Consider the following 23,347-nt stretch of genomic DNA (forward strand, 5'->3'; position numbering starts at 1 on the left):
GGCCGCCACCGCCCGTCATGGGGACGGCTCGGGGCGCGGGTCGGGGTCCGGGTCGGGCAGCAGGTCGGCGAGTAGCTCGGCGAGGTGGCGGGGGCGGGCGTCGGTGCCCGCCTCGATCTGCGTGCGGCAGGAGAATCCGTCGGCCAGCACCGGCGTGCCGGGGGCGGTGTCGCGGACGGCGGGCCACACGCCCTGTTCGGCGACGGCGACGGACACCTCGTGGTGGCCGCGTTCGAATCCGAAATTCCCGGCGAGGCCGCAGCATCCGGCGTCGAGGGTCTCCACGTCCACCCCGGCGCGGGCGAGGACCCGTTCGTCGGCGCCGAAGCCCATGATGGCGTGCTGGTGGCAGTGCGGCTGCGCGACGGCGCGCACGTCCGCGGCCCCGTCGAAGATCGTGTCGGGATGGTCGTCGAGCAGTTCGGCGAGTGTCCGGGTCTGGTCACGGAGCCGTTTGATGTCGTCCTCGCAAGCGTCGCCCTCCATCAGTTCGGGGGCGTCGGCGCGGAACACGGCCGTGCAGCTCGGTTCGAGCCCGACGACGGGGACGCCGTCGCGCAGCCGGGGCGCGAGGGCGGCGGCGGTGCGGCGCAGGACGCGGGCGGCGACGCCGAGCTGCCCGGTCGAGATCCAGGTCAGCCCGCAGCACAACGCCACCGGCGGGACCTCGACGCGGTACCCGCTCGCCTCCAGCACCCGCACGGCGGCCTTGGCGATGTGGGGGTGGAAGTTGTTGGTGAACGTGTCGGGCCACAGCACGACCCGGGTGCCGACCTCGCGCGGCGGGCGGCGCTTGAACCAGTCGGTGAACCGCTCGGACGCGAATCGGGGCAGGTCACGGCGCGGGTCGATGCCGCCGATCCGTTTGGCGACGCCGTCCAGGACGGGCGCGTGCAGGGCGGCGTTGGCGGTGCGGGGCGCGAACGCGGCGAACCTCGCCCACAGCGGCAGCCAGCCCATCGTGTAGTGGGCGGGCGGCCGGATGCGGCCCGCGTAGTGGTGGGCGAGGAACTCGGCCTTGTAGGTGGCCATGTCCACGTTGACGGGGCACTCACTCCGGCACGCCTTGCACGCCAGGCACAGGTCGAGGGCGTCCAGGACGTCGGTGGACCGCCATCCGTCGGTGATGACGGTGGCGCTCCCGGGTCCGGGCGCGGGCGGGTTGGAGCCCTGGTCGCCGGGCATGCCGCGCATCATCTCCATCAGGACGCGGGCGCGGCCGCGGGTGGAGTGCTCTTCCTCCCCCGTCGCCCGGTAGCTGGGGCACATGACCCCGCCGGACGAGGAGCGGCAGTTGCCGATCCCGACGCAGCGGGCGGCGGCGTGGGTGAAGCGGTGGTGGTCGTCGGGGTAGGAGAAGTGCGTGTGCGGCTCGGCCGGGGCGTAGCCGAGGTGGTCGAGATCGTCGTCCAGCCGGTTCGGGTGGACGATCTTGCCGGGGTTCATCCGGTCGTCCGGGTCGAACACGGCCTTGAACCGTTCGAACAGCCGCACGACGTCGTCGCCGAACATGATGGGCAGCAGTTCGCCGCGGGCCTGCCCGTCGCCGTGCTCCCCCGACAGGGACCCGCCGTAGCGGGTGACGAGCCGGGCGGCGCGTTCGATGAACCGGCGGTAGTTCCCGGTGCCCTTCTCGTCCTCCAGGTCGAACGGGATGCGGGTGTGGACGCAGCCCTGCCCGAAGTGCCCGTACAGGGCGACGGGCCCGTAGCCGAACTCGTCGACGAGGGCGCGCAGGTCGCGCAGGTAGTCGCCGAGACGGTCGGGTGGGACGGCGGAGTCCTCCCAGCCCTCGTGGGTGTCGGGCCGTCCGGGCGGGTAGGCGGTGGCGCCGAGCCCGGCCTCGCGGACGCGCCAGAGCCGCTCCTCCTCGGCGGGGTCGCGGATGAAGGTGCGGCGGGGCCGCAGCGGCGCGCGTTCCATCCGGTCGACCAGGTCGCGGGCGCGCCGGTCGGCCTCCTCCTTGGTGTCGCCGCCGAACCTGACCATGAGCCAGCCCGCGCCCTCGGGCATCTCCTCCACCTGGTGGGGGGTGGCCAGCCCGAGCCCTTCGGCGAGGTCGAGGAGCCGCGCGTCCATGCCCTCCAGCGCGAGGGGCCGCGACGGCAGGACGCGGGGCACGGCGTCCCCGGCGGCGGCGACGTCCTCGTAGCCGAGGACCGCCAGCGACTGGTGCGGCGGGACGGGCACCAGCTCGATCTCCGCGTGCAGGACGGTGACCAGCGTCGACTCCGACCCGACGAGCGCGCGGGCGACGTGGAAGCCGTTCTCGGGCAGCAGCGAGTCCAGGTTGTAGCCGGACACGCGGCGCGGGATGTCGGGGTAGCGGGTGCGGATCAGCTCCATGCCGTCGTCGCGCAGCTCCCGCAGCGCCCGGTAGATCTCGGCGCGGCGGCCGCCCTCGTCCTGGACGCGGTCGTACTCCGCCGTGGAGGTCTCCCCGACCCAGGTCCGCAGGCCGTCGTAGGTGAGGATCTCCAGCCGCACGACGGAGTCGACCATCTTCCCGTACGCCTGCGCGGACGCGCCGCACGAGTTGTTGCCGATCATCCCGCCGATCGTGCAGGTGTCGTGGGTGGACGGCTTCGGCCCCACCATCAGCCTGTGCTCGGACAGGGCCTCGTTCAGGTCGTCCAGGCACGCGCCGGGTTCCACGACGGCGCGGCGCGCGTCCGGGTCGACGGACACGAGCGCGGTGCAGTACTTCGACCAGTCGATGACGATCGCGGTGTTGACGCACTGCCCGGCGAGGCTCGTCCCGCCGCCGCGCGACAGGACGGGCGCGCCGTGCTCGGCGCAGACCCGGACGGCCTCGGCCCCCGCGTCGACCGTGCGGGGCACGACGACGCCGATGGGCGGCCGCTGGTAGTTGGACGAGTCGTGCGCGTACGCCGCGCGAGACCCGGCATCGAAGCGGACCTCGCCGTCCACCCGTGTTTCCAGGGCACGCCGGAGCGCGTCCTCGTCGTGGGCCGTCGCGCCCCGCGTCCGTTCGTCCCGCCTGGTTCCGTCCGCCGAAACAGCCATGAGGTGTCGGTTACCCGGCATTCCAGGTTCAATCGCGGCACACCGGCCGTCTACGGACAAGAAAAGCTGTCTTGACAAATCTATTGGTCGGTGGCCATGATGGGGGCATGTTGGACGTGACGGTGATCGAGGACCCGGGGGCGGCGGCCGCCTCGCTGGACCCCATCCGGGCGCGACTGCTCGCCGAGCTGGCCGAGCCGATGTCGGCGACCGCCCTCGCCGCCCGGGTCGACCTGCCCCGGCAGAAGGTCAACTACCATCTGCGGGCGCTGGAGCGGCACGGGCTGGTCGAGCTGGTCGGCGAGCGGCGCAAGGGCAACATGACCGAGCGGCTGCTGCGGGCGACGGCGGCGTCCTACGTCATCTCGCCGCTCGCGCTCGCGTCCGTGCAGCCGGACCCGGACCGGCACCGCGACGCGCTGTCGGCGCGGTGGCTGCTGGCGCTCGCGGGGCGGCTGGTCCGCGATGTCGGCGCGCTGATCACCGGCGCGGCGCGGGCCGACCGGCGGGTCGCCACGTTCGCGCTGGACGGGGAGGTCCGGTTCGCCTCGGCGGCCGACCGGGCCGCGTTCGTCGAGGAGCTGGCGGCGGGCGTGAGCGCGCTGGTCCGCAAGTACCACGACCCCGAGTCGGACGGCGGCCGCCCGCACCGCGTCGTCATCGCCGTCCACCCGTCCTTGAAAGAGCAGCCGCCGGGTGAGACCCCGGAGCGGATCGAGTCCTGACGCGGGATGATCGCGCGCACGGAACACACAGACCAACGGGAGCAGTCATGGGCAAGGAATTCGAGATCGTCCGCGAGTACGAGGTCGCCGCGACCCCCGCGCAGGTGTGGGACGCCGTCACCACCGGCTCCGGCGCGTGGCTGTGGCCGATGGAGTTCGAGCCGCGCCTCGGCGGCGTCGTCGCCGGGATCGGCGTGATCACCGCGTGGGACCCGCCGCACCGGCTGACCAGCCGGGCGGAGGACCCGAACGGCCTCCAGGGCCGCCCCCAGACCCTCAACCAGGTCGACCACCTCATCGAGCCCCGGGAGGGCGGCCGGGCCGCGTGGGTGCGGTACGTGCACAGCGGGATCTTCACCGACAACTGGGACGACCAGTACGACGGCGCGGGCCGCCACACCGACTTCTACCTGCACACGCTCCGCCAGTACCTGCTGCACTTCACGGGTCTGCCCGCGGTGCACTCCGACGTGCAGGGCCCGGAGGCGTCCACGAAGCGGGGTTCGTTCGCGGAGGTCGGTCGCGCCCTCGGCGTTGGCGGCGCGACCGTGGGCGACACGGTCCGGGTGGACCTGCCGGGCACGGGCCCGGTGGACGCGGTCCTCGACTACAGCGACGGGCACTTCCTCGGCCTGCGCACCGGCGACGCGATGTACCGGTTCTTCGGCCGCGACGCCTGGGGCGCGCCGGTCGGCCTCGCCCTGCACCGCTTCGCGACGGACGCCGCGTCCTCGCAGGAACAGGCCCGCCAGGCATGGCAGTCCTGGCTCGACGGCCTCTACGCCTGAGAACACGTCTGAGGGCAGGCACGTGTCTGAGGACACGCATGCGTCTGAGGACACGCGAGAGCGCCCGCACGTCTTCCCACGTGCGGACGCCCTCGCGTGCCCCCGGTCAGCCGGCCCGTTCCCGGACGAGCGCGGCCAGGTCGGAGCGGGCGAGGCCGCGCAGGCCGGGCCGCTGCGCGAGCCACGCGACGACGAGCACGGCGAGCGCGGACCACACGAACGTCGCGGGACGGATCTCGGTGTGGAACGCCATCAGGTCGGTGTTGAACGCGCCGAGGAACGCCCCGGTCGCGAGCCATCCGAGGATCAGCCCCGGCACGGCGCCCGCGGTCACGACGAGAAGGTTCTCGGCGGTGACCAGGCGGCCGATGCGTCTGCGTCCGACGCCGGACGCGCGCAGCGTGGCCAGTTCGGTGCCGCGTTCGGCGAGGTTGACCGACAGCGTCGCGAACAGGACGGTGAAGGCGAGCAGCCCGCCGAACGCGAGCATCACCGCGACGAACACGTAGAACAGGTTCATGTAGTCGTCCATCGTCTTCTTCAGCGCCTGCGCGTCGGTGTAGGCGACGACGCCGGGCCGCGACGACAGGGCCCGCTCGACGGCGGCGCGGTCCGCGCCAGGGTCGAACCGGACGAGGACGCTCCCGGGCCGCGCCGCCGGATCCCACGCGGCGACCTGCCCGAGCGTGACGTAGGCGTAGGTGCCAAGAGGTTCGTCGACGAACCCGGCGATGGTCGTGGTGGCGGTGCGACCGTCGGGCAGCCGCAGGCTGACACGGTCACCGGTGTCCACGCCCAACTGATCGCGCAACGCGACACCGACCAGCGCGCCCTGGGCGGGAAGCGCTCGTTCACCGCCGCCAGGCGTGAGGAACTCGTGCATCCGCGTGCCGGCGGGCATCCCCACCACGGTCGTCGAGTACGCCTTGCCGCCCTTGCTGATCGTGACGGGCAGGTGCGTGGACGGCTCGGCGGACCGGACGCCGCGCGTCCCGGCGATGGCCGTCACAGTGGCGTCGTCGGCGGATCCGGCGAGGGCGAGTTCGGCGTCCTGCCGCTGGACCTGGTCGAACTGCCGTGACACGGTCGCCTTGGACGAGTCGAGCATCCCCCACGACACCAGGATCAGCACGAGCGCGAGGATCACGCCGCTCATCGTGTACAGGGTGCGGCGGAACTGGCGGGTGGGGCCGCGCAGCACCAGCCACGCCCCGGCGGGCAGCCGCCCGGCGGCGGGCACGGACCGTTCGACGCGGGCGAGCAGTCCCCCGCCCCTGCTGCTCGGGGCCGTGCCGCGCATGGCCTCGGCGGGCGGGACCCGCGCCGCCGCCAGCGCGGGCGCCAGCGCCGCGAGGGCGCCCGCGACCAGCCCGAACGCCAGCCCCGCCAGGACGGTCGAGACGCGGACGGTGACGGTCGTCTCCGGCAGCCCGATCGCGTCCACGTACACGTGCGTCAAAGACCCTGCCAGCAGCAGCCCCGCGCCGACGCCGAGGACGGATCCGGCGAGGCCCGTCGCGGCGCCCGTCGCCAGGTAGTGCGCGAGGAGCGTGCGGCGGCGGAACCCGCTGGCCCGCAGCGTCCCGATGACGACGCGGTCGCGCGTCACCCGGCGGGTCAGCACCACGTACACGGCGACGCCCGCCGCCGCGAGGAACAGCATCGGGAACATCACGGCGAGCTGGGAGAACCCGGCGATGTCCTGCGCGAGCGCGGCGTTGCTGGGCTGGTCGGCGCGGGTGACGACGGCGCCCGCTCCGTGCGCGCGGGCGGCCGTGGTCAGGTCGGCGTCCAGGCGCGCGGCGTGGTCGCGTCCCGCGCCGGTGTAGTAGACGGCGACCTCGTTGGGGCCGGTCTTCCCGGCGATCTGCCGGGCGAGCGGCTCGGGGACGTACAGGACGCCGAACGTCCCGGGCGCGGGCAGCGCGTCCTGTCGGCTGGCGGCGGGCCACAGGTATTCGGGTGACGACGCGGTGCCCCGCACGGTCACGTTCCGCCAGGCCCGACCGTCCCACACCCCCACGGCCGACCCCGTCTTCAGGTCGGCGTCGTCCGCGACGTGCTTGTCCGCGACGACTCCGGTGGGTGCGGCGGAGTCGAGGTAACGACCGTGGAGGACCTTCACCTTGTTCACGTCGGGCTGCCGCCCGGCGGGGAACCCGATGACGCGGCCGACGAGGGTGTCGCCGTCGGGCATGCGCATCGGGACGTCCGCGACGGTCCGTTCCGTCACGGCCGCGACGCCGGGATTCGACCGGGCGCCCGCCGCGATCGCGGCGGTGTCGCCGCCCGATAGCGTCAGGTCCGCGAACCGGTACTTCTGGAACAGGTCCTGGTAGCCGGAGTCCAGGTTCTTGTAGGCGTCGTAGGACGCGCCGAACAGCGCGACGCCCAGCATCACCAACACCACCGCCGCGACCAACTGCGCGGGACGCCGCCGCAGGTCGCGGCGGAGCTTGACGTTGAGGACGCTCACCACGTCACCTCGTCGGCGGTGGCGGGCTCGGCGGTCGTGGTGACCTCGGTGACCCGGCCGGACCGCATCCGCACGACGCGGTGCGCGACGGCCGCGATGGCCTCGTTGTGGGTGACGGCCAGGATGGTGCGGCCCTGCCGGTTGAGGTCCTGGAGGACGCGCAGGACGCCGCGTCCGGTCTCCAGGTCCAGCGCGCCGGTCGGCTCGTCGCACAGCAGCAGCTCGGGCTCCTTGGCGATGGCGCGGGCGATCGCGACGCGCTGCTGCTCGCCGCCCGACAGCTGCGCGGGGAAGTGCGCGCCGCGCTCGGCGAGCCCGACGGACTCCAGCGCCGCCGCGGACCGTTCCCGGTCGCCGCGTCCGGTGAGCTCGGCGACGAGCCGCACGTTCTCCAGCGCGGTCAGCGACGGCACCAGGTTGAAGAACTGGAACACGAACCCGACGACGTCGCGCCGGTAGGCGGTGCGGGCGTCCTCACCGAGGGCGGAGATGTCACGGCCCCCGGCGGTCACGTCACCGAAGGACGCGGGTTCGATTCCGCCGATCACGTTCAGCAGGGTCGTCTTGCCGGACCCGGACGGGCCGAGCAGCACCACGAACTCGCCCCGCCGGATCTCCAGGTCCACGCCGCGCAGCGCGTGCACTTCCGCGACGCCCTTGCCGTAGGTCTTGCCCACGCCCCGCAACAGCACGGCAGGAGCGTCGCCGCCCTCGCCGGACGTGTCGCCTCCGGTGTCGCGGACGGCGGCCCGTCCCCGCTCATGACGCATGATCATCGTCTTCTCCTCGCTCGTCGTCGTCGTGCTCGTCCGCGCGCGTGTTCGGGGGGCCAACAGGCCCAGGAGGGCCGGTGGGGCGCAGCAGGGCGATCAGCCCGGACGCGGAGCCCCCGGCGTCGGTGTCGGGGTCCATGAGCACGTGCAGGAGCAGCCCGTCGATGAGCGCGCCGATCACCACGGCCAGGCCCGCGGGGTCGGCGTCGGCGCGCAGCCGCCCGGCGGCCTGGGCCTCCGCGAGCCGGGCGGCCAGCGCCTCCCGGAACATCCGGACCTGCACCAGGCTCTGCTCGCGCAGCTCGGCGTCGTGGAGGCCCTGCATCAGCGCCTCCACCAGCACCCGCTGCCCGACGGAGCCGGGGCCGCGCTCGACCAGGCCCCGGATGGCCTCCTCGACGCCGTCCAGGACGTCCTCGGCGCGCAGCACGGCCTCGACGGGGCCCTGGAGCTCTTTTTCGACGGCGTGCATCACCGCCGCCCTGCGCAGCGCGTCCACCGACCCGAAGTAGTAGTGCACGAGCGCGTTGTTGGCGCGCGCCCGCTCCGCCACGACCCGCGACGTCACCCCGGCCCAGCCGCTCTCGGCCATCACCTCGACGGCGGCCTCCAGCAGCCGGATCCGGGTGGGAACCTCGTCGTCCGCCATGCCGTCCCCCGAATTTGGTCAAACGTCTTAAGCACTTGCTTAACACTAGCACGCGAAAAGCCGAACGCCCGGCCGGTGGCCGGGCGTTCGACGTTCGAGCAGGTAGCGGGGACGCTAGGCGTCGCGGCGTTTGAGCAGGACGGCGGCGAGCGCGAGCAGCGCGGCCGTCCACAGCGCGAACACCCCGTACCCCTCCCAGGGGGTGAGCAGGTCGTCCTTGCCCTGGTGCGCCTTGGAGATCAGGGTTCCCGCCTCGGTCGGCAGGTAGGCGTGCACGTGGTCGCCGATGCTGCCGGGCAGCAGCGTCGCGAGCGGCGCCAGCACCAGCACGAACCCGATGACGCCGGTGATGCCGCCCGCGGTGTGCCGGACGATCGCGCCGATGGCCAGCGCGAACAGTCCCAGCATCGCCAGGTAGAGGCCGCCGCCGATGACGGCGCGCAGGACGCCGTCGTCGCCGAGCGACACCGACGCCTTGTCTCCCATGAGCGCCGCGCCGATGAAGTACGACACGAACGACACCACGATGCCGAGGACGAGCACGACCAGCCCGAACACCAGCGCCTTGGCCCACAGCATCGGCAGCCGCCGCGGCACCGCGAGGACGCTGGCGCGGATCATGCCGGTGGAGTACTCCGAGGCGATCACCAGGACGCCCAGCACGCAGATGGTCAGCTGGCCGAGGAAGAACCCGCTGCCGAGGATGAAGCTGACCGGGTCGGCGACGATGGAGGCCTGGTCGCCGGGGTCCATGTCGTCCCACTGCGCGACGGTCAGCCCGACGAACAGCGAGGTGAACCCGACGGTGACGATGACCAGCAGGATCAGCGTCCACAGCGTGGACCGCACCGTCCGGATCTTCGTCCACTCGGCGAGCATCAACCGCCGAAACCCGGGCCGGGGATACGAAGGCGGCCCACCCGCGGGCTTGGCGGCGGATTCAGTCGCTGCGGTCATCGGACCTCCTCGGCGGGTAGGGTCTGGGCGCCGCCCGCGCCGTATTCGACGCTTTCGCGGGTGAGTTCCATGAACGCCGCCTCCAGGGACCCGCGTTTCGGGGTCAGTTCGTGCAGGACGACGCCTTCCGCGGCGGCGAGTTCCCCGACGCGGGGCGCCTCCATGTGGGTGACGGTGAGGAACCCGTCGTCGCCGGAGGTGACGCGCGCGCCCTCGTCGACGAGGACGTTGGCGAGCCGCGCCGCGTCGGGGCTGCGCACCGCCACCATCTTCTCGGTGCTGCGCTCGATGAACTCCTCGGTGGAGCAGTCGGCGATGAGCCTGCCGCGCCCGATGACGATCAGGTGCTCGGCGGTGACGGCCATCTCGTTCATGAGGTGGCTGGACACGAACACGGTGCGGCCCTCGGCGGCGAGCCGCTGCATCAGGGTGCGGATCCAGACGATGCCCTCGGGGTCGAGGCCGTTGACGGGCTCGTCCAGGATCAGCACCGACGGGTCGCCGAGCAGCGCGGCGGCGATGCCGAGCCGCTGCCCCATGCCGAGGGAGAACCCCCCGGCGCGTTTGCGGGCGGCGCCGGTGAGCCCGACCAGTTCGACGACCTCGTCGACGCGCTTGCGGCCGATGCCCTGCGTCTGCGCGAGGCACAGCAGGTGGTTGTAGGCGCTGCGTCCGGTGTGGACGGCCCGCGCCTCCAGCAGCGCGCCGACGACCCGCAGCGGGGCGGGCAGGTCGGTGTAGTGGACGCCGCAGATCCGGGCGTCGCCGCGGTGCGGCCGGTCAAGGCCGAGCAGCAGCCGCATGGTGGTCGACTTGCCCGCGCCGTTCGGGCCGAGGAACCCTGTCACCCGCCCGGGGTGGACGGTGAAGGACAGGTCGTCCACGGCGGTCTTGTCGCCGTAGCGCTTGGTGAGGTTCTCCGCCTCGATCATGCACACATCCCGCGTTTCCGGTCGCCGAATCCCGTGATCGTCCTCACAGTATCGGTCCGGGCGCGGGGCCCGGATCCTCCGTACAGGGGATCCGCCTCCGACCTGGGTAGGGTCCCGCCGCCCCCGGGTCGGGGCCCGGGAAACGGAGAGGGGCCCTCCCGCCATCGCGGGAAGGCCCCTGTGCTCCGTTTCGCGTGGTGCTCCGCCTCAGGCGGCGACGCCGTCGGCGGCGTTGACGTCCTTGTGGAACCGCTTGTGGACGTAGAGCTTCTCGCCGAGCGTCTCGCAGCGCCACCACAGGCCCCTCGGCGGGCCGACGCGCGTGTTGCGGGGCAGTTCGCGCAGGACCTCCTTGACCGGCGTGGTCGCCATCCGCCCGGACGCGCACACCAGGATCCGCCGGTCGGTGACGACGATGACGCGGTACCGGTTGGCGATGATGAGGATCCAGAGCGAGATCAGGGCGAGGTACTGGCTGGTGGTCTGGGCGCCGAACACCGCCTGGATGTTCTCGCCCGGCTGTAGAACGTGGGCCGCGTTGGCGCGCATCTTGTCACGGATGGCCACGTGGGGACCTTTCTCTTTCGGTACGTGGGCGGCCGGGGCCGCTCACCCCTGGACCCGACGGCGCCCCCGTGCACCATGCTCCCCACGGCCCTCACCGATGGTGGGGCGTCCCGATTGTGGCATCAAGCACCGAGGTAGGACACCTTTTTCCGACATTGCGATATTCGAAGGTGACAGAGGGCTACGCCACCGACGAGTACGCGACGACGCCGCGGCGCATGGAGTCCATGGCGCGGCGGGCCGTCTTGCGGAGGTGGCTGTTGCGCGGGGCGGCGTCGGCGACCTGGCCGAGCAGGTCGAGGAGCTGCTTGACGGCGCGGACGAAGTCGCCCGCCGTCAGGTCGCTTTCGAGGAGGACCTCGTCGAGGTCGTCGCCCCTCGCCCACCGGTGCGCCGTCCACGCGAACCCCAGGTCGGGTTCGCGGAGGAACGACACGTGGTTGTCGCGTTCGACTGCGTCCAGCTCGCCCCACAGCCGCACCATCGAGGCGAGGGCGTCCTGCGCGGCCCCGGTGGGGGTGCGGGGCGGGGCGGCGTCGTCGGGCTGCCGCGACTCGTAGACCAGCGCGGACACGCACGCGGCGAGCTCGGCGTGGTCGAGTTTGTCCCACAGACCGGCGCGCAGGCTCTCGGCGGTGAGCAGGTCCAGCTCGTTGTAGATCTGCCCGAGGCGACGGCCCTCCTCGGTGACGGAGTCACCGTCCAGGTAGCCGAGCTGTTGCAGGACGCCGCACACCTTGTCGAAGGTGCGGGCGATGACCTGGGAGCGGCCCTCGACGCGGCGGCGCAGCTGCTCGGTCTCCCGGTCGAGGCGGTGGTACCGCTCGGCCCAGCGGGCGTGCTCCTCCCGTTTGTCGCAGCCGTGCACGGGGTGGCGGCGCAGCTCGGCGCGCAGCTCGGCGATCTCCGCGTCGGTGGTGTCGGCGGTGTCGGCGCGGGCCCGCCCGCGGTCGCGGACGTCGTCGGGGACCTTGGTCCGCAGCGTGGACGCCAGGTCGCGGCGGTCCTGCGGGTTGCGGGGGCTGAACGACTTGGGGATGCGGATCCGTTCGACGGGTTCGACGGCGCGCGGGAAGTCCTGGATGGACAGCCGCTGCACCGACCGGTTCACCGTCAGGACCAGCGGCGCGGGCCCGTCGGAGCGGCGGCCGACGCCCGGGTCAAGAACGACGGCGAGCCCGGAACGGCGCCCCGACGGGACGATGATCACGTCCCCGGGCCGCAGGTGCTCCAGGGAGCGGGCGGCCTCGGCGCGGCGCACCCCGGCCCGTTCCCGCGACACCTGCGCCTCGCGGTCGGACAGACGACGCCGCATCCCGGCGTACTCCATGAAGTCGCCGAGGTGGCATTCGGCGGCCTTGGCGTACCCGGCGAGGGCCTCCTCGTTCTTGTGGACCTGCCGGGCCAGCCCGACGACGGCCCGGTCGGCCTGGAACTGCGCGAACGACTCCTCCAGCAGCGTCCGGGCCCGTTCGTTGCCGACGGCGCCGACGAGGTTCACCGCCATGTTGTACGACGGGCGGAAGCTGGAGTTCAGCGGGTAGGTGCGGGCCCCGGCGAGCCCCGCGACGGACGCGGGCTCCACGTTCGGCCCCCACACCACGACGGCGTGGCCCTCCACGTCGATGCCGCGCCGCCCGGCGCGGCCGGTGAGCTGCGTGTACTCGCCGGGCGTCAGGTCGACGTGCGCCTCACCGTTCCACTTGTCGAGCTTCTCGATCACGACGGTGCGGGCGGGCATGTTGATCCCGAGCGCCAGCGTCTCCGTCGCGAACACCGCCTTGATCATCCCGCGGGTGAACAGCTCCTCGACGATCTCCTTGAACGTCGGCAGCATCCCCGCGTGGTGGGCGGCGACGCCGCGTTCCAGGGCGGCGAGGAAGTCGCCGTACCCGAGGATCCGCAGGTCCTCGTCGGCGATGTCGGCGGTGCGCAGCTCGGCGTGCGCGCGGATCTCCTCCGCCTCCTCCTTCGACGTCAACCGGATCCCGGCGTTCAGGCATTGCAGGACGGCGGCGTCGCACCCGGCACGGCTGAAGATGAACGTGATCGCCGGGAGCAGCCCGGCCCGGTCCAGCCGTTCGATGACGTCGGGCCGGACGGGGGGCCGGTACCGCTGCGGGCGTGGCGCGCGGCGCCGCCCGGTGCGGCGGCCCTGGTTGACCTTGGCGCGGCGGACCTCGTCCACCGCCATCCGGGTGAGCTGCGGGTTGAGGCGGGCCTGCCGGTCCTTACCCTTGCCGGTGTCGACGAACAGGTCGTACATGCGGGTCCCGACCATCATGTGCTGGAACAGCGGGACGGGACGGTGCTCGTCCACGATCACGGCCGTGTCGCCGCGCACCGCGTGGAGCCATTCGCCGAACTCCTCGGCGTTGCTGACCGTCGCGGACAGCGCGACGATCCGCACCGAGTCCGGGACGTGGATGATGACCTCTTCCCAGACGGCGCCGCGGAACCGGTCGGCGAGGTAGTGCACCTCGTCCATCACGACGAACGCCAGGCCCGCGAGGGTGTGGGACCCGGCGTACAGCATGTTCCGCAGCACCTCCGTCGTCATCACGACGACGGGCGCCTCCCCGTTGACGCTGTTGTCGCCGGTGAGCAGCCCGACCTTCTCGGGGCCGTAGCGGCGGACGAGGTCGGCGTACTTCTGGTTCGACAGCGCCTTGATCGGCGTGGTGTAGAAGCATTTGCCGCCGCCGGTGAGGGCGAGGTGGGCGGCGAACTCCCCCACCACCGTCTTCCCGGACCCGGTGGGCGCGGCGACCAGGACGCCGCTGCCGTCCTCCAACGCCTGGCACGCCTCGATCTGGAACGGGTCCAGGTCGAAGTCGTACAGGGTGCGGAAGTCCAGCAGGGCCGGGCCGCTCCCCGCGGTGCGCCTGCGATAGGCGGCGTACCGCTGGGCGGGTGTCTCGTCGGCCGACGCCGTGTCGGGGGAGGTCATGTATTCGAGCCTACGGTTTCGACCGGCCCGATTCCCAATCCTGGGCCGATCCGACCCGGTCAGACGGTGCGGTCGCCCTTTTCGAGTTCGGCGTCGATCGCGTCCAGGTCGAGCGGGGACGCCTCGTCGTCGGCGAGCTCCTCGTACGGGTCGGCCTCGCGGGCCTTGCGGCGGTCGTGGAAGTACGCGATCACCTCGGCGACCTCGAACAGCACGATCGTGGGCAGCGCCAGCGCCAGCATGGTGAACGGGTCCTGGCTGGGGGTGGCGACCGCCGCGAACACGAACACGCCGAAGATCAGCAGCCGCCGCGACTTGCGGATCCGCTCCTGGGTGAGGACGCCGACGAAGTTCAGCATGACCACGAACAGCGGCAGCTCGAACGTCAGACCGAAGATGAACAGCATCGCCTGCGCGTAGGACAGATAGTCCTGGACGCCGACGAGGACGTCGGTGTCGCCCGGCGCGAGCCCGATGAAGATCTTCAGGCCCTTGTCCATCGTGACGTAGGCGAGGGCGGCGCCGAGGCCGAACAGCGGCACCGCGGCGGCCATGAACGTGTACGTCCAGCGGCGTTCCCGCTGGTACAGGCCGGGCGCGACGAACGCCCAGATCTGGTACAGCCAGATCGGCGACGACAGCACCGCGCCGACGATCAACGCGACCTTCAGATGGATGAAGAACCCGTCGAAGATCCCGTGCACGACCAGGTCGCACTTGCCGCCGATGCAGTTGTCGGGCGGGACCTGCTCGTACGGTTGTTTGAGGAAGTCCCAGACCGGGTCGAAGAAGATCCACCCGACGATCCCGCCGAGCACCAGCGACAGGATCGCCTTGATCAACCGGTTCCGCAGCTCACGGAGATGCTCCATGAGGGGCATGCGGCCGTCGGGGCCGGCGTCTCGCCTGCTCATCTTCATCGTGGACATTCAGGGCTCGGGGGTGGTGGACGGAATCGGCGCGACGCCGGTCAGCCGCTCTTGCGGGCCTGACTCGGGTCGACCGGGACGCCCTGGATCGGCTCACCCGAACCCAGCGCCCCCCGGGGCCGCTGCGCCGTGGCGCCGTCGGCCTCGTGTTCCAGCCGGCTCGCCTCCTCACGCAGCCGGGCGGCACGGTCCCGCGCGTCGGCGCCCTTGTCCGCGTTCCCGGCGGGCTCCTCGGCTGTGGCCCGCTGGTCGTCGTCCTCGTCGCGCAGACCCTTCGTCTCCGCCTTCAGGATGCGCGCCGACTTGCCCAACGACCGCGCCAACGTCGGCAGTTTCGTCGATCCGAACAGCAGCAACACGACCGCCAGGATGATCAGAATCTCGGTCGAGCCAAGTCCAGCCATCACAAATCCTCTTCAGCAGGGGTCCGCGAAGGACGCGAGGTCTTCATGCCGATGGTACGCCGTCTCCGGACGGTTGTGACCTCCGCCCGTGCTCGGCCCGGCCGAGTTCGTCACGCAGAGCCAACTGTTTCGGCACCAGTCGCCGCCTCGTGCGCTGGAGTTCACGGCCGAAGCGCCGCACCGCCAGCCACAGGCGGAACGCGCAGACCGCGATCACGGCCAGGCCGACCGAGCCCGCCGCGACCGACACCGCCATCCATGCCACGCCGTCACGGTAGCCGATGTCAGCGTCACGGTGGCCGATGTCAGGCGAGGCCGTACCGGGCCAGCGCCCGCGCGGCGTCGGCGCGGATGCCCGCCGCGAGCCGTTCGGGCGCCACGACCCGGCCCTGGTCACCGAGCCGCAACGCCAGGCCACGCACCCATCGGGCGTCCGGGGTCCGCAGCACGACCCGCAGCCGTCCCTCCCCGAGTTCCTCCACCGACTCGCACGGGTGGTAGTCGGCGACCCACCGGCCCCGCGGCGTCAATTCCAGCGTGACCGCCTCGTCGCGGGGGGACGGGCGGAACAGGCCCGCGTCCACGTCGATCGGCTCCGCGTCGTCCGGCACCAGCGCGGCGACGTCCAGTACCGCCAGGTCGGTGATCCGGTCCAGTTTGAACAAGCGCACCGCCTCCGCGCGGCGGCACCAGCCCTCCAGGTAGGTGTTGCCGTCCACGACCAGCAGCCGCATCGGGTCGACGTCCCGTTCGGTGTTCTCGTCGCGCGCCGGGACGTAATAGGCGAGGTGCACGCGGCGGGCGCGGCCGATCGCGTCCCGCAGCAGCGCCAGCGTCGCCCGCTCCGGGTCGGCCGAGCCGCCCCGCACGTCGACCTCCACCGCGACCTGGCTGGACACCGCGGCCGCCGCGCCCGCCGCGCTCTCCAGCTTCGCGATCACCCGGCTGAGCGCGTCCCGGTCGTCCAGGCCGGGGATGCCCGCGAGCATCCGCAGCGCGACCAGCAGCGCGGACGCCTCGTCCACCTTGAGCCGCAGCGGCCGCGCGATCGACTCCGCCTCCGCCACCGTGATCTCGCCGCCCTCGTAGGACAGGTCGATCGGGCAGTACGGGTCGGGGGCGCGCAGCTCCACGCACCACAGCAGGTTCAGGTCGTCGATCAGCTGTTTCTCCGACACCCCGAACGCGGCGGCGGCCTCGTCCAGCGCCACCGAGTCGCGGCTCACCACGTACGGGACGAGCGCCAGCAGCCGTCCCAGCCTGTCGGTCGACGTCGTCGCCGTGGTCCGCACGGTCATCGGCCGTTCACTCCCCCGTCGGTCTCCGCCGCTCCCGCTGGCTCCGTTGGTCCGACCGGCTCCACCGGTTCCACCGGGTGGCCGCCGCACGCCAGTACCGCCTTCAGGTGCTGGATCACCGCGTCCCGCAGGTCGGGCGGGTCGAGCACCACCACGTCGTCGGCGAACCGCGCCAGGTACGGCGCGAACCTGTCCACGTCACGGAACGTCAGGACCGCCTCGTCCCACGTCCCTTGCTCCCACGCGCCGTCGCCCGCGTCCTCGCCGACGGGCCGGACGTCGCGCGCCCACCGGCGCGGGCCCTGCGCCGCGCCCCGCCGCAGCCGCACCGTCGCCGGGCGCGGCTCGTTCACCGGGTCGCCCCAGTCGAACGCGATGCGCCGCACGTCCACCCCGTCCGGGACGGTCACCGACCCGGCCGGGCCGTCCGCCGCGACGTCCCCGGTGATCCGGCTCAACCGGAACACCCGCTGCTCGTCGCGGTCACGGTCGAACCCCACCGCGTACCAGCGGCCCCGCCGCGACACCACGCCCCACGGCTCCAGATGCCGCCGCGACACCGACGTCCGCCCGACGCCCTGGTAGTCGAACGCGACGGGACGCCCGTCGCGCACCGCCTCCCACAACGCAGGGAACGCCGGGTCCTGCGTGTTGACGCGCGGTTCGATGCCGACCGCCGCCGTCACGTCCGTCTCGACCCCGGCCGCGCGCAGCTTCAGCAACGCGCCCGACGCCGCGTCCGCCATGCTCGCCCGCTGCCACACCCGCGCCGCGATGCCGAGCACCGCCGCCTCGTCCGGCGTCAGATGGATGTCGGGCAGCTCGTAGGCCTGCGGCGGGATGCGGTACCCGATCTCCTCGCCGCCGCCGCCCTGCTGGTCGCTGCCGACCTCCAACGGGACACCGAGCTCGCGCAGTTCCTCCTTGTCCCGCTCGAACATCCGCTTGAACGCCTCGTCGGACTCCGGGTAGCCCGGCACCGCCCGCCGGATCTGCTCGGCCGTCAGATAACGCCGGGTGGCGAGCAGGCAGACCACCAGATTGAGCAACCGCTCGGTCTTGCGCCGCGACACTTCGCCATCACCTCTCGCTCCGTCGGCCCCCGGACCGACCCCGGGCGCGCCCGATCCGCACCACACCCGCCCCGGGGAACGCTACCGTTTCCCGGTGTGATCCGATGGCGCAAAGGCACAGTCGAGGGCATCCGCCGCGAATGGCCCGGGGCGGTCGAACTGACCGTCTCGATCGGGGGCGACGGCACCTGCCGCGCCCTGGCCTATCCCGCCCTGGTGGGACGGCCCGAAACGGGCGATACCGTCCTGCTCAACACTACGGCCTTGGCGATGGGCCTCGGCACCGGCGGCTACGCCATGGTCGTCGCGATCCCCGACCGGCTCCCGCCCGACCCGTCCGGACCCGGCCATCTCGTCAAAGCCCGGTACACGCCGCTCCAGGCCACCGTCCTCGGCGCCGACGAGCAGGACTCCCCCCACCACGAGCTGCTCCGGGACGCCGACACCGTCGACGGCATGCCCGTCGTCGTCGCCGACCTGCACTCGGCGTTGCCGCCGATCCTCGCCGCGTTGCTGGCCGAACGTCCGTCGGCGCGGGTCGTCTATGTGATGCCGGACGGGGGCGCGTTGCCGTCGTGGTTCTCGATGTCCATCGCGCGGTTGAAGGACGCCGGTGCCCTCGCCGCGACCGTCACCGTCGGGCAGGCGTTCGGCGGGGACCTGGAGACCGTCACCGTCCACACCGGGCTGCTCGCGGCCAGGCTCGTCCTCGGCGCCGACGTCGCCGTCCTCGCCCAGGGGCCGGGGAACCTCGGGACCGGCACCCGGTGGGGGTTCTCCGGCGTCACGGCGGGCGAGGCCGTGAACGCCGCGTCCGTCCTGGGCGGACGGCCCGTCGGGTCACTGCGCGTCAGCGAGGGCGACAAGCGGGAGCGTCATATCGGTGTCTCCCACCATTCCCTCACCGCGTACGGGCGGGTCGCGCTGGCCGCCGCCGACATTGCCGTGCCCGAGCTGGGCGGGGAGTTCGGGGCCCGGGTCGCGGCGGCCGCTTCCTCTCTTGGTGAGCGGCACCGTCTTGTGCCTGTTCCCGTGGGTGGTTTGCGTGATGTTCTTGATGCGGCGGAGAAGGAGTGGGGCGTCCGGTTCTCCACGATGGGGCGCCGTCTCGACGAGGACCTCGCCTACTTCCTCACCGCCGCCGTCGCTGGACGTCACACCGCGTCCCTGCTCGGCTGAGGGTCAGCTCGTCGACGCCTGCATGGCCTCCTCGGCCGCGTAGGCGGAACTGAACGTGAAGCCCCGCGGGGTGGGGCCGTGCTCGCGGATCAGGGCCAGGCGCTCCATGGCCTCGTCCACCGTCGGGACGTGGCCCGCGGGGATCCACCACATGACCGAATGCGCGTCGACGTGCCGTTTGAACCATTCGCGGCGGCGGCGCAACGGCTCCAGGTGCGGGCTGCGGTAGGCGAAGTCCCACAGCGCCTCGGTCGACTCCCACACCGAGAAGTTGATGATCACGTCCTGGCCCGCCGGGCGGATGCCGGTCGCGTCCGGCATGCCCTCCTCCACCAGCCGCCACACGAAACCGGGCGCCGCGTCGGCCAGGGCGTTCACGGGGTCGAGCAGCGCGACGAAGTCGGCCGTGCGCGGGTCGTCCAGGGGGGCGTGCAGCGTCGCGACGTTGAACTGGGCCAGGTGGTACCGGGTGTCGGCGTGATCGGTCATGAGGGTCACTTCACCATGATGAACACTTCTATGTCAATGATCATTACTTTTAGAAGGTTCGGCCGCCACGCAGCACCAGCCGGGGCGCGGATCCATGCGGACGCGGACCTCGGAGCCCTCCACCAGGCCCTCCAGGAGAGCCAGGTTCATTCCGCAGACCAGGGGCGGGAACAGCTCCGCCACCCCGTTGAACGGGCAGTTGCGCATCCGGATCACGTCGGCATTCTCGTCGCGTACCGGGTCGTAGCCACGGTCTGACAGGACTCTCGCCAGGTCGTCCAGGCCGCCGCATGGTCCGGTGGCGGCGCGCAACATTCTGCCCTTGCGGCGCGCCGCGTCCTGGACGCCCATGTCGAGACCCGCCATCTCCGCCGCCTCCGCCAGCACGCCCGCGGCCGTCCGGTAGTCCCGCGCCGGGACCGACACCTCCCGCTCCACCGCCGACACCCGGTACACCTTCGCCGGACGTCCCGCGCCCGGGCCGGACCTGCCCGTCAACCGCCTGCTGCCGACCTCCAGGAGCCCCGCCCCCACCAGCTTGTCCAGATGGAACGCCGCGAGCGTCCGCGTCACCCCGGCCGCCTCCGCCGCCTCGTTGCGCCCCACCTCACGGCCCCGCCCCGCCACGAACTCGTACAGCCGCCGCCGCACCGGGTCCTGCAACAGCGCGATCGCCTCGATGTCCTCCATCTCATCATTCTAAGAACAACGACGACCCTGGTTAGAGCAGGTGGGGATGTGTTGTGGTGGTGGGCCTTCTCAGTGGGCGCCCAGGAGGTCCACGACGAACACCAGCGTGTCGTCTCCCTTGATCCCGAACCGCGCCAGGCCCTTTGAGCCGTATCCCAGGGACGGGGGCACGACCAGCAGGACTCTGCTCCCCACGCGCTGGCCCACCAGGCCCCGGTCCCAGCCCCGCACGACCTGACCCGTTCCGATCATCACGGCCGACGGCTGACCCGCCGCCCACGACGAGTCGAACACCTTGCCGTCACGCCACAAGAGCCCCGCGTAGTGCAACGCCAGCAGCTGCCCCTCACGGACCTCCGCGCCATCGCCGCGCACCAGCGTCCGCACCCGCAGGCTCTTCGGCGGTGCCGTGCGCGGCACCTTCACGACCGGCGCGCGGCCCGAGCCCGCGTCCCGCACGGACGGCAACCCCGGCTCCGACAGCGGCGCCTGCGCGGCGCCATGCGGGCCCGCCGTGCTCGAATACACCGCCCGCACGTCCAGGACGTACACCAACGTGTCGTCCGCGCCCACGCGATGCTTCGGGTCACCACCCGCGCCGAAACCGTCCTCCGGAGGAATCCGCGCCACCACCCGCGACCCCGGACGCGCCCCCACCAACGCCCGCGTCAAACCCGGAACCAGCCGACCCGTCGGAAACGCCCCCGGACGACCCGCCGCATAGCTGCTCGCCAACAGTGTCCGGCCATCGCCATTCCAGCGGTAACCCACATAATCCGCGACCACCAGATCACCCTTACGCGCCGCCGCCCCATTCCCCGCCACCAATGTGCGCGCCGCGAAAGAATCCGCCGGAGCACCGTCCGGGAAACTCACGTCCGGCAACGTCCCGAACTCGCCCCGCACCGACACGTCGACACCACCGCCGCCGCCCGAACACGCGGCCGACGACACCGCCACCACCGCCACGACGAGCACCGACGACCACCGGACACGACGACGCATACACAGGTCCTTCAACGGCGATGAGCGCTCAGCGCGCTCACCCTACCGCCCCCGTGACCGGCCGATACCACCCGGCGAACAAACGCCCGAAATGCCCGTCACATCCCCGCGATGAGCTTGTCCACCCGCTCATCCACCGACCGGAACGGATCCTTGCACAGCACCGTCCGCTGCGCCTGATCGTTCAACTTCAGATGCACCCAGTCGACCGTGAAATCGCGCCGCTTCTCCTGCGCCTTCCGGATGAACTCCCCACGCAACCGCGCCCGCGTCGTCTGCGGCGGCACCGACTTCGCCTCGAAGATGTCCAGATCACGCGACACCCGATCCACCGCGCCCCGCTTCTCCAACAGGTAGTACAACCCCCGATCACGATGCACATCGTGATACGTCAGATCCAGCTGCGCCACCCGCGGCGACGACAACGGCAGATCGTACTTCCGCCGATACCGCTCGATCAGCTTGTACTTCATCACCCAGTCGATCTCACGCGACACCAGATCCAACTCACCCGTCTCCACCGCACGCAACGTCCGCTCCCACAACTCCAACACACGCTTCGCCGTCGCGTCCCCACCCCGCGCGTCCACGAAATCACGCGCCTTACCGAAATACTCCTTCTGGATCTCCAACGAACTGGCCTCCCGGCCGTTCGCCAACCGCACCTTCCGCCGCCCCGTCATGTCATGGCTGACCTCGCGAATCGCCCGAATCGGGTTCTCCAACGTCAGGTCGCGCATCACCACCCCCGCCTCCACCATCCGCAGGACGAGGTCCGTCGCACCCACCTTCAACAACATCGTCGTCTCACTCATGTTCGAGTCACCGACGATCACATGCAGACGCCGGAACCGCTCCGCGTCCGCATGCGGCTCATCCCGCGTGTTGATGATCGGACGCGACCGCGTCGTCGCCGACGACACGCCCTCCCAGATGTGCTCCGCCCGCTGCGACACGCAGTACACCGCGCCACGCGGCGTCTGCAGCACCTTCCCCGCACCACAGATGATCTGCCGCGTCACCAGATACGGGATCAGCACATCCGCCAGACGCCCGAACTCCCCGTGCCGCCCCACCAGATAATTCTCGTGACAGCCGTACGAGTTCCCCGCCGAATCCGTGTTGTTCTTGAACAGGTAGATGTCGCCGGCGATGCCCTCCTCACGCAACCGCCGCTCGGCATCGACCAGCAGACCCTCCAGGATCCGCTCGCCCGCCTTGTCATGCGTCACCAGATCAACGACGGAGTCGCACTCCGGCGTCGCGTACTCCGGATGACTCCCCACGTCCAGGTACAGTCGCGCCCCATTACGCAGGAACACGTTGCTGCTACGCCCCCACGACACCACCCTCCGGAACAGATAGCGCGCCACCTCGTCCGGTGACAACCGCCGCTGCCCCCGGAAGGTGCAAGTGACGCCGTACTCGTTCTCAAGCCCGAAGATGCGCCTGTCCACACCACGACCCTATGCGGCCCAGCCCCGACTTGGCAGTCTCTCCAGCCGACCGATTCCCCCGAACACCAAACCCGCACCACACGCGACAGGCCCGCCACCACAGGGGCGCAGACCACCACCCCCGGCGACGGGCCCGGACCAGGCAGGACGCCCCACCAACCCCGGCGAAGCGTCCCGCCCTCCGAACTCAGTCCTCAGCCCCCTCAGACTCCCCGTTCGCGGCCGAAGCCGGACCGTCGGCCGCGTCGGCCGCGTCACCCGAACCCGACGCGCCGCCGTCCGCCGCCGACAACAGATCACCGATCCGCGCCGCCGCCAACCGCTTGAACAGACGATGCTCCCGATTCCGGTCCAACACCGCGACCTCCAACGACGTCGCCTCCAGACGCCGCTCCGAATCCTGCGCCTCCAACGCGCGCACCGCCGTCCGCAACGCCGCCGCCAACGACGAACCCTCCCGGTAGCCGTCCTTCAACGACTGCGCCACCGCCTCCGCCTGGCCCCCCATCGCCACATAACCGTGCTCGTCCGCCACCGAACCGTCGAACGTCAACCGGTAGATCTGATCCGTCTCCGCGTCATCGCCCACCTCCGCGACGACCAGCTCCACCTCGTACGGCTTGTTCGTCTCCGTGAAGATCGTCCCCAGCGACTGCGCGTACACGTTCGCCAGACCCCGCGCCGTCACATCCCGACGGTCGTACTGATACCCGTTGATATCCGCATAACGGACACCACCCAGCCGCAGGTTCTCGAACTCGTTGTACTTCCCCACCGCCGCGAACGCGATCCGATCATAGATCTCACTGATCTTGTGCAGCGCTCGTGACGGATTGTCCGCCACGAACAGGATGCCGTCGTCGTACTGCAGCACGACCACGCTGCGGCCACGCGCGATCCCCTTGCGCGCATAGTCCGCCTTGTCCTTCATCTGCTGTTCAGGCGACACGTAGAACGGCATCGACACCGGTCTGGATCC

At 71.7% G+C, this 23,347-nt stretch carries 21 protein-coding genes; 3 read left to right on the forward strand and 18 right to left on the reverse strand.

Annotation, left to right across the window (positions count from 1 at the left end; translation table 11 throughout):
* Positions 1-15: 15 nt before the first annotated feature.
* Positions 16-3,027 carry an FAD-binding and (Fe-S)-binding domain-containing protein gene (locus ABD808_RS06505; protein ID WP_344891335.1) on the reverse strand — a complete coding sequence of 1,004 codons (3,012 nt, stop codon included), beginning with the start codon at positions 3,025-3,027 and terminating at the stop codon, positions 16-18.
* Between the two features lie 107 nt (positions 3,028-3,134).
* On the opposite strand from ABD808_RS06505, the gene ABD808_RS06510 reads away from it, so the two are divergent.
* A complete protein-coding gene (locus ABD808_RS06510; protein ID WP_344891338.1) occupies positions 3,135-3,752 on the forward strand; it encodes an ArsR/SmtB family transcription factor in 618 nt (205 codons plus the stop codon).
* A gap of 47 nt (positions 3,753-3,799) precedes the next feature.
* Positions 3,800-4,540, forward strand: a complete 741-nt coding sequence (locus tag ABD808_RS06515) for an SRPBCC family protein (RefSeq protein WP_344891340.1) — start codon at positions 3,800-3,802, stop codon at positions 4,538-4,540.
* A gap of 106 nt (positions 4,541-4,646) precedes the next feature.
* Here the strand turns inward: ABD808_RS06515 and ABD808_RS06520 are convergent, their stop codons facing one another.
* The 12 genes from ABD808_RS06520 to ABD808_RS06575 all read right to left on the reverse strand — a co-directional run bounded on the left by ABD808_RS06520 (position 4,647) and on the right by ABD808_RS06575 (position 17,548).
* Complete coding sequence (locus ABD808_RS06520) at positions 4,647-7,016, reverse strand: FtsX-like permease family protein (protein WP_344891343.1); 2,370 nt, start codon at positions 7,014-7,016, stop codon at positions 4,647-4,649.
* The gene (locus ABD808_RS06525; protein WP_344891345.1) at positions 7,013-7,792 is read right to left on the reverse strand and encodes an ABC transporter ATP-binding protein; all 780 of its coding nucleotides are present in this window, start codon (positions 7,790-7,792) and stop codon (positions 7,013-7,015) included. Before ABD808_RS06525 ends, ABD808_RS06520 begins: the two co-directional genes overlap by 4 nt.
* Positions 7,776-8,438: a TetR/AcrR family transcriptional regulator gene (locus ABD808_RS06530; RefSeq protein ID WP_344891347.1), complete on the reverse strand. Its 663-nt coding sequence runs from the start codon at positions 8,436-8,438 to the stop codon at positions 7,776-7,778. Before ABD808_RS06530 ends, ABD808_RS06525 begins: the two co-directional genes overlap by 17 nt.
* 114 nt (positions 8,439-8,552) lie before the next feature.
* Entirely contained in the window at positions 8,553-9,395 is an 843-nt protein-coding gene (locus tag ABD808_RS06535) for an ABC transporter permease subunit (RefSeq protein ID WP_344891349.1), read from the reverse strand.
* The gene (locus tag ABD808_RS06540; protein WP_344891352.1) at positions 9,392-10,327 is read right to left on the reverse strand and encodes an ABC transporter ATP-binding protein; all 936 of its coding nucleotides are present in this window, start codon (positions 10,325-10,327) and stop codon (positions 9,392-9,394) included. Before ABD808_RS06540 ends, ABD808_RS06535 begins: the two co-directional genes overlap by 4 nt.
* Before the next feature lie 207 nt (positions 10,328-10,534).
* Positions 10,535-10,894, reverse strand: a complete 360-nt coding sequence (locus tag ABD808_RS06545) for a hypothetical protein (RefSeq protein ID WP_344891355.1) — start codon at positions 10,892-10,894, stop codon at positions 10,535-10,537.
* Positions 10,895-11,075: 181 nt separating this feature from the next.
* Positions 11,076-13,844, reverse strand: a complete 2,769-nt coding sequence (locus ABD808_RS06550) for a DEAD/DEAH box helicase (protein ID WP_344891358.1) — start codon at positions 13,842-13,844, stop codon at positions 11,076-11,078.
* 59 nt (positions 13,845-13,903) lie between these two features.
* The gene (gene tatC / locus ABD808_RS06555; protein ID WP_344891361.1) at positions 13,904-14,716 is read right to left on the reverse strand and encodes a twin-arginine translocase subunit TatC; all 813 of its coding nucleotides are present in this window, start codon (positions 14,714-14,716) and stop codon (positions 13,904-13,906) included.
* A gap of 98 nt (positions 14,717-14,814) precedes the next feature.
* Positions 14,815-15,177 (reverse strand): Sec-independent protein translocase subunit TatA, encoded by a 363-nt coding sequence (gene tatA / locus ABD808_RS06560; RefSeq protein WP_344891364.1) that lies wholly within the window; start codon positions 15,175-15,177, stop codon positions 14,815-14,817.
* A 43-nt stretch (positions 15,178-15,220) separates the two neighbouring features.
* Entirely contained in the window at positions 15,221-15,433 is a 213-nt protein-coding gene (locus tag ABD808_RS06565; RefSeq protein WP_344892860.1) for a hypothetical protein, read from the reverse strand.
* A gap of 49 nt (positions 15,434-15,482) precedes the next feature.
* A complete protein-coding gene (locus tag ABD808_RS06570; protein WP_344891367.1) occupies positions 15,483-16,475 on the reverse strand; it encodes a helix-turn-helix transcriptional regulator in 993 nt (330 codons plus the stop codon).
* Positions 16,472-17,548: a helix-turn-helix transcriptional regulator gene (locus tag ABD808_RS06575; RefSeq protein WP_344891370.1), complete on the reverse strand. Its 1,077-nt coding sequence runs from the start codon at positions 17,546-17,548 to the stop codon at positions 16,472-16,474. Before ABD808_RS06575 ends, ABD808_RS06570 begins: the two co-directional genes overlap by 4 nt.
* A gap of 96 nt (positions 17,549-17,644) precedes the next feature.
* Here ABD808_RS06575 and ABD808_RS06580 point away from each other — a divergent pair, with 96 nt between their 5' ends.
* The gene (locus tag ABD808_RS06580; protein ID WP_344891373.1) at positions 17,645-18,727 is read left to right on the forward strand and encodes a DUF3866 family protein; all 1,083 of its coding nucleotides are present in this window, start codon (positions 17,645-17,647) and stop codon (positions 18,725-18,727) included.
* Positions 18,728-18,730: 3 nt separating this feature from the next.
* On the opposite strand, the gene ABD808_RS06585 is transcribed toward ABD808_RS06580, so the two are convergent.
* The 5 genes from ABD808_RS06585 to prcA all read right to left on the reverse strand — a co-directional run bounded on the left by ABD808_RS06585 (position 18,731) and on the right by prcA (position 23,329).
* Positions 18,731-19,216, reverse strand: coding sequence for a DUF3291 domain-containing protein (locus ABD808_RS06585; RefSeq protein ID WP_344892863.1), 486 nt, complete (start codon positions 19,214-19,216; stop codon positions 18,731-18,733).
* Positions 19,217-19,249: 33 nt separating this feature from the next.
* Positions 19,250-19,906 carry a helix-turn-helix transcriptional regulator gene (locus tag ABD808_RS06590; protein ID WP_344891376.1) on the reverse strand — a complete coding sequence of 219 codons (657 nt, stop codon included), beginning with the start codon at positions 19,904-19,906 and terminating at the stop codon, positions 19,250-19,252.
* Between the two features lie 69 nt (positions 19,907-19,975).
* The gene (locus tag ABD808_RS06595; protein WP_344891379.1) at positions 19,976-20,911 is read right to left on the reverse strand and encodes an FKBP-type peptidyl-prolyl cis-trans isomerase; all 936 of its coding nucleotides are present in this window, start codon (positions 20,909-20,911) and stop codon (positions 19,976-19,978) included.
* 98 nt (positions 20,912-21,009) lie between these two features.
* Positions 21,010-22,368 carry a Pup--protein ligase gene (gene pafA, locus ABD808_RS06600; protein WP_344891382.1) on the reverse strand — a complete coding sequence of 453 codons (1,359 nt, stop codon included), beginning with the start codon at positions 22,366-22,368 and terminating at the stop codon, positions 21,010-21,012.
* 187 nt (positions 22,369-22,555) lie between these two features.
* Positions 22,556-23,329, reverse strand: coding sequence for a proteasome subunit alpha (gene prcA / locus ABD808_RS06605; RefSeq protein ID WP_344891384.1), 774 nt, complete (start codon positions 23,327-23,329; stop codon positions 22,556-22,558).
* Positions 23,330-23,347: the final 18 nt, after the last annotated feature.

Origin of the sequence: Actinomadura meridiana (genome assembly GCF_039537545.1) — a bacterium.
Lineage (GTDB): Bacteria > Actinomycetota > Actinomycetes > Streptosporangiales > Streptosporangiaceae > Spirillospora > Spirillospora meridiana.

Excerpts from the sequence above, each read along its gene's own strand:
- ABD808_RS06585 (WP_344892863.1), bottom strand. The coding sequence starts at position 19,216 with ATGACCGATCACGCCGACACCCGGTACCACCTGGCCCAGTTCAACGTC.
- ABD808_RS06565 (WP_344892860.1), bottom strand. The coding sequence starts at position 15,433 with ATGGCGGTGTCGGTCGCGGCGGGCTCGGTCGGCCTGGCCGTGATCGCG.
- ABD808_RS06530 (WP_344891347.1), bottom strand. The coding sequence starts at position 8,438 with ATGGCGGACGACGAGGTTCCCACCCGGATCCGGCTGCTGGAGGCCGCC.
- ABD808_RS06535 (WP_344891349.1), bottom strand. The coding sequence starts at position 9,395 with ATGACCGCAGCGACTGAATCCGCCGCCAAGCCCGCGGGTGGGCCGCCT.
- tatA (WP_344891364.1), bottom strand. The coding sequence starts at position 15,177 with ATGGCTGGACTTGGCTCGACCGAGATTCTGATCATCCTGGCGGTCGTG.
- ABD808_RS06505 (WP_344891335.1), bottom strand. The coding sequence starts at position 3,027 with ATGGCTGTTTCGGCGGACGGAACCAGGCGGGACGAACGGACGCGGGGC.
- ABD808_RS06590 (WP_344891376.1), bottom strand. The coding sequence starts at position 19,906 with ATGGAGGACATCGAGGCGATCGCGCTGTTGCAGGACCCGGTGCGGCGG.
- ABD808_RS06525 (WP_344891345.1), bottom strand. The coding sequence starts at position 7,792 with ATGATCATGCGTCATGAGCGGGGACGGGCCGCCGTCCGCGACACCGGA.
- tatC (WP_344891361.1), bottom strand. The coding sequence starts at position 14,716 with ATGGAGCATCTCCGTGAGCTGCGGAACCGGTTGATCAAGGCGATCCTG.
- ABD808_RS06595 (WP_344891379.1), bottom strand. The coding sequence starts at position 20,911 with ATGCGTCGTCGTGTCCGGTGGTCGTCGGTGCTCGTCGTGGCGGTGGTG.
- prcA (WP_344891384.1), bottom strand. The coding sequence starts at position 23,329 with ATGCCGTTCTACGTGTCGCCTGAACAGCAGATGAAGGACAAGGCGGAC.
- ABD808_RS06515 (WP_344891340.1), top strand. The coding sequence starts at position 3,800 with ATGGGCAAGGAATTCGAGATCGTCCGCGAGTACGAGGTCGCCGCGACC.
- ABD808_RS06540 (WP_344891352.1), bottom strand. The coding sequence starts at position 10,327 with ATGATCGAGGCGGAGAACCTCACCAAGCGCTACGGCGACAAGACCGCC.
- ABD808_RS06570 (WP_344891367.1), bottom strand. The coding sequence starts at position 16,475 with ATGACCGTGCGGACCACGGCGACGACGTCGACCGACAGGCTGGGACGG.
- ABD808_RS06550 (WP_344891358.1), bottom strand. The coding sequence starts at position 13,844 with ATGACCTCCCCCGACACGGCGTCGGCCGACGAGACACCCGCCCAGCGG.
- ABD808_RS06510 (WP_344891338.1), top strand. The coding sequence starts at position 3,135 with ATGTTGGACGTGACGGTGATCGAGGACCCGGGGGCGGCGGCCGCCTCG.